Annotated in this window: 11 protein-coding genes; 2 read left to right on the top strand and 9 right to left on the bottom strand. The window is 68.8% G+C overall.

Annotated elements, in window-relative coordinates; translation table 11 throughout:
* Window positions 1–1527 (top strand): sodium-translocating pyrophosphatase (locus tag RYM47_RS19340; protein WP_315390125.1); only part of this gene is annotated, 1527 nt, incomplete at its 5' end.
* A gap of 127 nt (window positions 1528–1654) precedes the next feature.
* Here the strand turns inward: RYM47_RS19340 and RYM47_RS19345 are convergent.
* A complete protein-coding gene (locus RYM47_RS19345) occupies window positions 1655–2017 on the bottom strand; it encodes a YbaN family protein (RefSeq protein WP_315390127.1) in 363 nt (120 codons plus the stop codon).
* Between the two features lie 28 nt (window positions 2018–2045).
* Window positions 2046–2633 (bottom strand): biliverdin-producing heme oxygenase, encoded by a 588-nt coding sequence (locus RYM47_RS19350; RefSeq protein ID WP_315390128.1) that lies wholly within the window; start codon window positions 2631–2633, stop codon window positions 2046–2048.
* A 183-nt stretch (window positions 2634–2816) separates the two neighbouring features.
* Between RYM47_RS19350 and RYM47_RS19355 the strand changes: the two genes are divergently transcribed.
* On the top strand, window positions 2817–3062 hold the full coding sequence (locus RYM47_RS19355; protein WP_315390130.1) for a DUF2789 domain-containing protein: 246 nt from the start codon (window positions 2817–2819) through the stop codon (window positions 3060–3062).
* 37 nt (window positions 3063–3099) lie between these two features.
* On the opposite strand, the gene RYM47_RS19360 is transcribed toward RYM47_RS19355, so the two are convergent.
* From RYM47_RS19360 to RYM47_RS19390, 7 genes are all read right to left on the bottom strand, one after another.
* Window positions 3100–6027 (bottom strand): TonB-dependent receptor, encoded by a 2928-nt coding sequence (locus RYM47_RS19360; protein ID WP_315390131.1) that lies wholly within the window; start codon window positions 6025–6027, stop codon window positions 3100–3102.
* A 133-nt stretch (window positions 6028–6160) separates the two neighbouring features.
* Window positions 6161–7117: a FecR domain-containing protein gene (locus RYM47_RS19365; RefSeq protein ID WP_315390133.1), complete on the bottom strand. Its 957-nt coding sequence runs from the start codon at window positions 7115–7117 to the stop codon at window positions 6161–6163.
* Window positions 7118–7193: 76 nt separating this feature from the next.
* Window positions 7194–7694 (bottom strand): RNA polymerase sigma factor, encoded by a 501-nt coding sequence (locus RYM47_RS19370; RefSeq protein ID WP_315390134.1) that lies wholly within the window; start codon window positions 7692–7694, stop codon window positions 7194–7196.
* Between the two features lie 39 nt (window positions 7695–7733).
* A complete protein-coding gene (locus tag RYM47_RS19375; protein ID WP_315390135.1) occupies window positions 7734–8369 on the bottom strand; it encodes a glutaminyl-peptide cyclotransferase in 636 nt (211 codons plus the stop codon).
* Window positions 8370–8413: 44 nt separating this feature from the next.
* Complete coding sequence (locus RYM47_RS19380) at window positions 8414–9634, bottom strand: helix-turn-helix domain-containing protein (RefSeq protein WP_315390136.1); 1221 nt, start codon at window positions 9632–9634, stop codon at window positions 8414–8416.
* Window positions 9635–9643: 9 nt separating this feature from the next.
* Window positions 9644–10147: a hypothetical protein gene (locus RYM47_RS19385; protein ID WP_315390138.1), complete on the bottom strand. Its 504-nt coding sequence runs from the start codon at window positions 10145–10147 to the stop codon at window positions 9644–9646.
* Window positions 10148–10170: 23 nt separating this feature from the next.
* Window positions 10171–10698 carry a hypothetical protein gene (locus RYM47_RS19390; RefSeq protein ID WP_315390139.1) on the bottom strand — a complete coding sequence of 176 codons (528 nt, stop codon included), beginning with the start codon at window positions 10696–10698 and terminating at the stop codon, window positions 10171–10173.
* Between the last annotated feature and the right edge of the window lie 229 nt (window positions 10699–10927).

Raw genomic sequence — 10927 nt, forward strand, 5'->3', positions numbered from 1 at the left:
TTCGGTTCGTCGCTGATCTCGATCTTCGCGCGGCTGGGCGGCGGTATCTTCACCAAGGGCGCCGACGTCGGCGCGGACCTGGTCGGCAAGGTCGAAGCCGGCATTCCCGAAGACGACCCGCGCAACCCGGCGGTGATCGCCGACAACGTGGGCGACAACGTCGGTGACTGCGCCGGCATGGCCGCGGATCTCTTCGAAACCTATGCGGTCACGGTGATCGCCACCATGCTGCTGGGCAGCCTGATGATCGCCGAGGCCGGGCGCAATGCGATCCTGTACCCGCTGGTGCTGGGCGGGGTCTCGATCATCGCCTCGATCATCGGCGCGCTGTTCGTCAAGGTGAAGCCTGGCGGCTCGATCATGGGCGCGCTGTACAAGGGCGTGATCGTGTCCGGCGTGCTGGCGGCGATCGCGTTCTACCCGATCACCCAGCAGCTGATGCCGGACAACGCGCACGGGGCGATGAACCTGTACATCTGCGCGCTGATCGGCCTGATCCTGACGGGCCTGATCGTGTGGATCACCGAGTACTACACCGGCACCCAGTACAAGCCGGTGCAGCACGTGGCACAGGCGTCCACCACCGGGCACGGGACCAACATCATTGCCGGGCTGGGCGTGTCGATGAAGTCGACCGCGTTGCCGGTGATCGCGGTGTGCGCGGCGATCTGGCTGGCGCACCTGCATGGCGGGCTGTATGGCATTGCGATTGCGGCCACCTCGATGCTGTCGATGGCGGGCATGATCGTGGCGCTGGATGCTTACGGGCCGATCACCGACAACGCCGGCGGCATTGCCGAAATGGCCGAGCTGCCGCCGGAGATCCGCGACATCACCGACCCGCTGGATGCGGTGGGCAATACCACCAAGGCGGTGACCAAGGGCTATGCGATCGGGTCGGCGGCGCTGGCCGCGCTGGTGCTGTTTGCCGACTACACGCACAACCTGCAGGCCGCCCATCCCGGTGAGGTGTTCGCCTTCGACCTCTCCGACCACACGGTGATCATCGGGTTGCTGATCGGTGGTTTGATCCCCTACCTGTTCGGCGCGATGGCGATGGAAGCGGTGGGTCGCGCGGCCGGCGCGGTGGTGGAGGAAGTGCGCCGCCAGTTCCGCGAGATCGCGGGAATCATGGAGGGCACCGGCAAGCCACAGTACGACCGCGCGGTGGACATGCTGACCCGCTCGGCGATCCGCGAAATGATCGTGCCGTCGCTGCTGCCGGTGGCGGTACCGGTGGTGGTTGGCCTGCTGCTGGGGCCGCGCGCGCTGGGCGGCCTGCTGATCGGCACCATCGTGACCGGCCTGTTCGTGGCGATCTCGATGACCACCGGCGGTGGCGCGTGGGACAACGCGAAGAAGTACATCGAAGACGGGCATTTCGGCGGCAAGGGCAGTGAAGCGCACAAGGCCGCGGTGACCGGCGACACGGTGGGCGATCCATACAAGGACACGGCGGGGCCGGCGATCAACCCGTTGATCAAGATCATCAACATCGTGGCATTGTTGCTGGTGCCGTTGTTGTAAGAGGTTTGGGGCCGCGACGTCCGTCAGGGCGTCGCGGCACCTGGACCACGTGGGACACGCATGGCGTGTCTCTACGCCACCGGGCGACCAAGGGTCGTAGCGACACGCCATGCGTGTCCCACGTAGATCACGGCGCGGGCGACGGCCTTGAGAGCACGTAAGCCGCGCTGGCCAGGAAAAACACACCCACCCCCAGCAACAACGGCCACGACGGCCGCGCGCCCCAGAGAAACATCACGAACCCGAAGGCCATGCCACCGGCCGCGAAGGCCTTGCCCTTGCGGCTGATCGCGCCCTGCTCGCGCCACGCGCGCAGCGACGGGCCATAGCGCGGATGCTCCAGCAACCTGCGCTCGAACTTCGGCGAGCTGCGCGCGAAGCAGCCCACCGCCAGGATCAGGAAAATGGTGGTCGGCATCACCGGCAGCAGCGCGCCGATCACGCCCAGCGCGACCATCACCCAGCCGAGGCAGAACCAGAGCCAACGCATCAGGGTGCCCGGGTCCTGCCGTCAGCGCTCATGCGAATTCCAGCTCGACATGGTCATGCACGCTGCGGAACGCCGCGTCGGCGGCATCGATCACCTGCTGCTCCTGCTCGGGAGTCAGCGCCACGCTGTCGAGGGCGGCGGTGAAGGCGCGCCAATGCCGGGCCGCGCCATCGGGATGGGCGGCCAGGTGGCGCGCGCCGAAGCCGGCGTCCAGGCCGAGCTGGCCGGCCATCTTGTACAGGATGGTGCCACCGAGGTTGGAGCCTTCGGCCACGTACAACCAGCCCAGCGCCGCCGGCAACGGCAGGTCCGGACCCAGCCGCATCGGCACCGGACCGGGCAACACCTGTTCCAGGTCATGCAGGTCGCGGGTGACCTGCGGCAACCGGCGGCGTTCGGCCAGGTCCGGCAGCAGCGCGTCCAGCGCGGCATTGGCGTACAGCGCGTCGATGTCGCGGTGGAAGCGGTACTGCACACGCAGGAACCGGGCGAAGCGGTCGCGGTCGGCGAAGATCTCGCCGGCCATGATGCGCTTGTCCAGCGCGCCGTGGCTGTCGCGGGTGGCGGCCTTCAGGCGTTGGCTGCGGGTGGCTTCAAGGGTCTCGGTGGCGTTCATGGCGTTCTGGCAGGAAAAGGTGGCAGTGCCGCGCAGCGCGCGTCACACGGGTAAGACGCCTGCCACGCAGACTACCCCAAGCGGGATTGCCGGGGCAGGCCCTGCTCCCCCATTCCGGCGATGCCATCCTCACCCCGTGGTGTTGATAATGGCGCATTCTTCCGCCCCACAAGGATTGCCATGATGGACACCACCGAATCGCGCATGACCAACCTGTTCGAACAGTTGGGGCTGGACTCCAGCAAGGAGGCCATTGCCAGGTTCATCCTCGACCATCAGCTGCCGGCCGATGTCACCCTGGCCGAAGCGCCTTACTGGAACGACGCACAGCGGCAGTTCCTGGGCGAAGAGCTGAAGGAAGATGCCGACTGGGCGATCGTGGTGGATGAATTGAACGAGGCGCTTCACGCGGATTCGACCGCGGCGTAAACGGAACATGGGCGCGGCCATGGCCGCGCCCGTTCCATCAATACCGCCAGGTCACGGCCAGCCGCATGATCCGGCCCGGCGCCGGCATCACGCCGAGCGCCAGCGGATCCAGGTAGTAGCGGTCGGTCAGGTTGTCCACGTTGAAGTCGAAGGCCAGCTGCTCGCTGGCTTTCCAGCTGGCGAACACGTCCACGACCGTCGCCGGCTGGTACAGCTGCTGGATCGCCGACAACCCCACGTTCCATTCCTTGTCCAGCTTGCTGATCGGCCCGCTGTTGTGGATCACCCGGGTGCCGAAGCTCAGCCGCTGGTCGAACAGGCGCGAGCCCAGGGTCAGGTTCACCGTATACCGCGGCGGGTTCTGGGTGTTGCTGTAGGAGCCCTCGAAGCCACCGTCCACGCAGTCCGGCGTGGCGGCCAGCTCCGCAATCTTCCGCTGTACGCCATAGGCGCGGCGTTCGGCGGCGATGTCCGGCGCGCAGGTCTTGGCTTCGAAGTAGTAGTGCGCCGACAGGTCGGCGAACACCTTGCCGGCGTCGTAGCTGGACTGGAACTCCAGGCCGGAGACCTTGAAGCGGTCGATGTTGCGGATGTAGCCGGCCGACAACGTGCGGTAGTCGCGGGTGATCAGGTCGTCGATGCGGGTATTGAAGTACGCCAGCTTGAACGCGGCCTGGTCGCCGTCGGCGAACAGATCGTGCTTCACCGTGCTGGCGCCCACTTCCCAGGTCGCCGCGCGTTCGGGCTTGAGCTCGCCGTCGATCGGCTTGGCCGCGGTGAACAGGCCCAGCGTGCTTTCGAACAGGCTCGGCAGCTTCACCCCTTCGGCGTACTTCACGTACAGCAACGTGTCTTCGTCGGCATGCCAGGTCACGCTGGCGGTGGGCATGAACGCATTGTCGGTGCGGCGGATCGGCTGCGACCAGGTCCAGCTGGTGGGCACGACCAGGTCTTCGGTAGCGGTGACGTCGTGGAAGTTCCAGCCGGTGATGTCGGCCACCGTGCCCTGCTTGTACGGCGAGGCCAGCAGCGAGGCTTCGGTGAACTGGCCGTTCGCATCCGGGTACCAGTTGAGCATCGCGATGCGCTGCGCGCGCCACGCCGGCAGCGCCGGGTTGCCGTTGAGCAGCTGGGTGTAGCGGTACTGACCGATCACCTCCTCGCCGTCCGGCGTGGCCAGGCGGTTGCGGTCATGGATGCTGACCCGGCTGAAACGTCCGCCCACCAGCACGTCCCAGCGCTCGCCCGGCTGCCACTTCATCGACGCGACCGCGCTGTACTCCTTGCGCGCCGCATTTCGCAGGAAACGGTTGTTGATCAGGTCGTCATGCTTGATCGGGGCGTTGTCGCCCGGGCCCACGTCTTCGTCGCTGAAGGCCAGGCCGTAGTCGAAGGTGAACAGACCCGCGCTGTCGGTGACCAGCACCGTGGTGTTGGACACGTCCAGGCCGAACCGCTTCTGGGTCATGTCGTTGCGGTAGGCGTCCTTGTAGCCCGGGTCGGTATTAAAGGTCGGGCCGTCGTACCACTCGGTGCGGCGGTCGAAGTACCACGGGGTGATGCCGGTCAGGCCGTTGTACATCAGGCTGTCGGCCTCGGTGTACCAGAGGTTGGCCCTGAGGTCGACGATGTCGTTGCCCGGGTTGAAGCGATAGCGCAGGTTGTAGGCATCCAGGTCGACGCTGCCCGGTTCCCACTGCGGCACGCGGTCGCGGTCCACCCGGATGATCTGCGAGGCCATGATCTCGCCCTGGCGACCGCTGTAATGGCGGTAGCCGGCTTCCAGGGTCTGCACGTCGTCGATCCGCCAGGTGCCCTTGAGCAGCACCGAGTTCGACTTGGACGAGGTGTTGAACACTTCGGTATTGGGCGGGTTCAACGGGGCCAGGGTGCGCCGGGTCTGCGGGAAGTCGTCGTAGCCGTGCTTGCCGGAGTAGTAGTTGCCGGTGTCGCGCCAGGCGTAGGCGGCGACCAGGTCGAAGCGGTCCCAGTGCTTGCCGCCGGCGATGTTGAAGAACTGGCCGCCGAGGCTGTTGCGGTCGGTCCGCGGCACGGCGTTGTAGGCCGGTACGTCGCGGGCACTGCCGTTGGACACGCCGCTGCGCACGCGCAGGCCGGCGTCCTGGCCGTCGCGCAGCACGTCGCCGATGTTCAGCGTTTCCATTTCCACCACGCCACCGATGCCGCCGGACGCGTTCGCGCCCAGGCTGGGGCCCTTGGTCACGGTCAGGCTGGAGATCAGGTCCGGATCGAGGTAGGTGCGCTGCGACTGGCCGGCGTAGCCACGGTAGGTGTCCATGGTCGACTGGCCGCCATCGATGATGACCGGAATGCGGCTCTGGCCCTGGATGCCGCGGATGTTGAGGTCCAGCGCGTTGGCGGTGCGCGGGTCGCCGGCGGTGACGCCGACCACGCCCTTGACGATGTCGGCGGTGGAGGTGCCGCGGAAACGCTCGATGGTCGCGCGCGGTACGTACACGCTCGAGCCGCTGCTGCGATAGACCTCCAGCGCGCGTTCGTTGTCGTTGCCGGACACGCTGGCCTGGTCGCCGACCACGCGCAGGGCGTCGGTGACGATCACGCCGTCAGCGCGTTGCCCGCGGGTAGCGCGCTCCAGCGTGACTGCACCGGGGCCGAGCACGCGCGGCGCCAGCCCGCTGCCGCCGAGCAGCTGCGACAGTGCGGTCTGCGCATCCAGCGTGCCGCGTACGGCGGTGGACGTGGCGCCTTCGGCCAATGCCGCTGGATACGCCACCTGCACGCCGGACTGCCGCATGTAGCTGCGCAGCGCATCGGCCAGGGGCTGGGCCGGAATATCGAACGACTGCACGGCAGAGAGTGCGGTGTCGTCGCCGGACTGGGCCAGTACCGGCGCCGCAGGCGCAGCGGCAAGGCCGGCCGCAAGCAGGGCGATGCACAGGCGGGACGGGCGCGGCAGTGCGCGCGGTCGGGAGATGGAAAGCATGTTGAAACCTGTAGGAAAGGCGATGCCGTGCAGACGGCGTCCCCGCACGGCGTGCGGGCGCTGCGAAGTACGTGGCGGCGGCGGGTACGTTCGGGGGTAAGACGACTGCGGGGCGCGCATCCCCAAGGCGGATTCAGTGCGCCGCTGCGCGACTCACTATCGCCACGCCCAGCGGGAGGCGGGTAACGCGCAGGCCGGCCGACATCGCCAGCGCGTCCAGTGCCTGCTCGGGCTGGTCCACGCGCAGCGCGGCGTTGACCGGCGACAGGGCCGACAGGTCGCCCCGCACGAAGGTGGGACCGCTGCGATACCGCGCGATCTGGTCGACCGCCGCGCGCACCGGCGCCGCGTCCAGCAACAGCTCGCCATCGCGCCACGCCGCGATCCGGTCGGGTGCGAGATCGTCGTAGCGCACCACCTGCCCACCGCGTACGAAGCCGGCGCGCTGCCCGGCCAGCAGGTAGGTCCAGCCGCCTTCTGCGGTCGCCGCCACGCGGATCTGTCCCTGCGAGACTTCGGCGTCCACACCGTGTGCGCTGTCGGCCACCGCGAACGCAGTAGCGATGTCTTCCACCACCCCACCCTGCGCGCGGACGCGGAACGGCTGCGCGTGCCCGGGCGCGACTTCAAACCAGGCACGACCGCGCAGCAGGCGGATGCCGCGTTCGGCGTCGCTGTAGTCGACCGCGATGGCCGAGTCGGCATCGAGCACCGCACGGCTGCCGTCGGGCAGGGCCAGGGTCACCACTTCGCTGCCGCTGCGATGGTCGGCGCGCAGGCGCAGCCACGCTTCAGGCGATACCCAGAGCAGCGCGAGCACCGCAGCAGCGGCCAACGCAAGACGGGGTCCGCGCCGGCGTCGCGGCCGGGTCACGCGCTGCGGAGGTTGCGCCACGGCCTTCCACAACTGCCGCTCATACTCGAACGCGCGGCGGTGACCGGGTTGCTTCAGCCAGTGCTCGAAGGCCTGCATGCGTTCGGGCTCGGCCGCGCCGGACGCCAGCCATGCAATCCACGCCTGCGCCTGTTCGGCAAGCAGGTCGGGCGATACGGGTCGGGCGGAATCGGTTGGCAGGTCGTGCGGGCTCATGGCTGGCAGGGTATGCGGTGGCAGTGCCGTTACCATCAAGACGCGTGGGAACGGCACTTCCCCAAGTCCATGCGCCTTACCGCCCGCTGCGCGCCCATGCCAGCCGCTGCAGCGCGGCCCGCACATGGTTTTCCACGGTGGTGACCGACACGCCACGGCGTCGGGCAATCTCCGCCTGGGTCAGCCCCTGCAACCGGTTGAGGCGGAAGATCGTGCGGGTCGGTTCGGGAAGATGGTCGGCGGCGGCGAGCACGCGCTGCAGCTCGTCCTGGGCCATGGCCTGCTCTTCCGTGGACAGCACTTCCTCCGGCCCCCACAGGTAGTGGTCGGCCAACAGCCGCGCCTGGCGACTGCGTTCCCGGCCCTGGTCGGTGGCCAGGTTGGTCGCCAGACGGTACAGATAGGCCCGCGGGTTGTCGATGGTCACGTTGCCATCGACCCCACGGGCCTTGAACCAGATCGCCTGGATCACGTCTTCGGCGCTGCTGTCGCTGCCCAGAATGCGCCGCACCAGGCGCAGCAGCGCCGGGCGTTCGCGGATCAGCAGATCAGTCAGGGTCGAGGCATTGGACGACATGGGCGCGGCATCTTACCCTCCAAATGAGAATGAGTCACGTTAAGCCCGTGGTTGGCGCACTACGCGCAGTTTGCCGCTGCGCCCGCCGCCGGCGTAGAACAGCCCGTCCCCGCCCGCTTCCAGACCGCTGACGTGCATGCCGTCAGGCATCTGCAGCCGCTCGAGCACCTTGCCGGTGTCAGGATCCACGCGGCGGATGTCGCTGCGCTCGCCATCGTCGGTGCCGTGCCAGAGCTGGCCATCCACCCAGGTCACGCCGGTGACGAAACGGTCCGATTCGATCGTGCGCAGGACGCGCCCGTCGGCAGGGTCGATCTGGTGGATGCGGCGCTCGCGGTACTGGCCCACCCACAGGCTGCCCTCCGCCCAGGCCATGCCCGAGTCGGTGCCGCCGCCCGGCGCGGGAATCGAGCCCAGCACCTTGCCGCTCTGTGGATCGATGCGGTCGATCCGCGCTTCGGCGATCTGGTACAGGTGGGTGCCGTCGAAGGCGGTACCGGCATCGCAGGGGACCGGCAGCGAGCGCACGGTCTGGCCGGTGTCCGGATCGATCGCGAGCAGCGCCGCGCCGGTGGCAGCCCAGACGTGGTGGCCATCGAAGCTGACTCCGTGTACGGCATCGGCGCCGTCGAACGGGCCGTATTCGCGTGTGACTTCGGCAATTGCAGTGTCCATCTCAACATCTCCTGGCACGTCGGAAGGGGTGCCTGGCCATGACACTAGTCGCCTGGCAGCGAGGCAGGGAGTAACAAGATCGTCGTGAATCCGGCCAGCGGTGTGCCCAGCCATCGTTGCGCGCGTCCCCGCCCGTGACTGCGGACCGCACCTTCGGCCTCCAGCGCCACCAGCTCGCGCTGCACGGTGCGCTGGCTTGCGCCCACCGCCAGTGCCAGCGCCGAGGTGGACCAGGCCGCGCCATCGCCCAGCAGCGCTTCCAACGCCGCCGGCTCGCCATCGCGCGGCGGCGCCAGCACGGTGACGTCAGTACCGGGCGGTGCACGCAACCGATATCCGGTGTCGGTCGGGTCGATCTCCAGCAGGCCCTGAACCGCTGCGCGGACCCGTCCAATGTCCACGCGCAGGCGTGCACGATGGGTGTGGTCGCCGGCACGGGTGCGGAATACCTGGTTGATCAGCAGGTCGCGATCCACATCGCCCGGCCACGCCTGGCCCAGCGCGCGCAACAGCGCGAACAGCAGCGGACGGCGCGCCAGCGAACGCCACTGCCCTGCCTGCCAGATGCCACGCCGGCAGCCGTCGATCACGCAGGTGGGCGAGCCGAGGAGTCGCTGTACGGCGGCCAGGTCCAGTGGCGTGTCGGCGCCCTGCCCCACCCTGCGCGCCGCGGGCTGCGCGAGCTGCTGCCAGGCGCGGGCGACCTCTGCCTGCAACGCGTCGATGCCGGATGCGTGGGCCGCATCGGCCGCCCGCGCCAGGGCGGCCTGCGCGTGTGGAACCTGCAAGGCGCAGGCTGCCAATGCGGCATCGGTCAGTGCGGCCATCGCCGCCACCGCCGGCGTCTGTGGGCGCGCGTGGACGTGCGCCAATGCGCGGCAAGCATCCTGCCGTTGCCCCAGCAGCAGTGCGCGTCGCGCCAGGATGAGCCACGCCTGTTGTGCGTTGTGCGGGTCGCCACGCGCGTGCAACGCACGCGCCGCGGCCAGCACCGGCGTACTGGAACCGCCCAGGTCACGCAGCGCCAGCGCGACTTCGGCCTCGGCTACCACGCAGCGGGCCCGTGCCAGCACCTCGTCGCTGCCAAATCCGCGCTGGGCTTGCCGCAACAACGCCCGCGCCCGCTCCAGTTCGCCCAGCTGGGCCATGGCCACGCCACGCAGCGCCAGAGCGGGTGGGTCGTCGCGCAGGGAGACGTGCCCCAGCGCGGTGAGGACATCACCTGCAGCAAGGGCACGGGCGGCGGCGGCAAGCAGGGAGTCCATGCGTGCAGGCTAGCGCAGGCAGTCGGCCAGCGCGTCGAACACAGTCAGGCGGGTGCCGGGCAGCGACTGGAACAGCGGCTGGGGTCCATCCAGCGATGCCAACAGCGACGCCACCGACGTGCGCCCGCCAATCGGAATGCGGCACAGCCAGGTCGGCTGCTGGTGCAGGAGCGCGCCGGTGGCCGGGTCGACCTGCAGCTCGCTGGCGGCAAACGCCCACGCACAACCGTTGACGCGGCCGGTGGCCAGCTCGACCGAGCAGCGAAGCTTCATCGGCTCGTAGTCGCTGTATTCGCCCTCGCAGAAAGTATCGGGGCAGACGTCGTCGAATGCGTTTTCCAGCCGGCGACGCAGGTCGCGGAACGCGTTCCAGTTCGCTTGGGGGGTGGGGTAGTCGACCAGGTCCACGTGCGCGGGCGGCGGTACCTCGGTGGCCAAGGCCGGGCCGGAGCAAAGCAGGGCCAGCGCAACGGCCAGCACGGGAAGGCGAACCAACGGCAGTACGGCAGTCATGGCTATTCTCCTTGGGCGGGCCATCAGGACAGGCAGCGACGCAGCACGTCGAACATCGACACCTGCCCGCCGGGCAGGCGGTTGAACAGGTAGCCGGAGCTGTTCGGCTGCAGCGTGGTCATGTGCGCCAGGAAATCCGCCGCCGACAGTGCATACGGCAACGGCAGCGGGCAGTACCACTGGCTCAGCTCGGTACGGACCGTGCCGGTGCCTGGGTGCACCCAGGTCTGGCTGGCGACCACGGCATAGCGGCAGGTATGGATCCGGTCCTGGCGGGTGTCGACCACGCAGTCCAGGCGCAGCGGACGGTAGTTGCCGACGCGCCCGGCACAGAACGCGTCCGGGCAGGCGTCGTTGAACTCGTCGGCCAGCCAGCGGTCGAGCTCCCGGTAGGCAGTATCGTCAGGCGTCTCGCCGGGCTGGAGACGGTCGGCCAGGTCGATGTAGCGCGGCGGGCTGGCCAGCGCCTGGGCCCACGCGGCCGAAGGCAGCGCCAGCAGGGCGGCGGACAGGGGTAGCAGGCGGCGCAAGCAGGCGGAATGCAGGGTCATGGTCGGGCTCCGTGGAAGGAGCTCTACCGTGCGCCGGCCCGGGCGCCGGGAGGATCAGGCAGGTGCGCGGGCGAGGGTCGGCCCATGCCGCAACCACCGGTCGGCCACACCCCACCTGCACGGCGGCCGGCAAAGGCATAAAATGGGAGGTCTTATCGCGCCATCCCCCCTCTCGGAGCACACCATGGGTCTGGAACTCGTCTCGCCCGGCAAGAACCCGCCGGAAGAA

The organism is uncultured Stenotrophomonas sp. (genome assembly GCF_963519125.1).
Taxonomy (GTDB): domain Bacteria; phylum Pseudomonadota; class Gammaproteobacteria; order Xanthomonadales; family Xanthomonadaceae; genus Stenotrophomonas.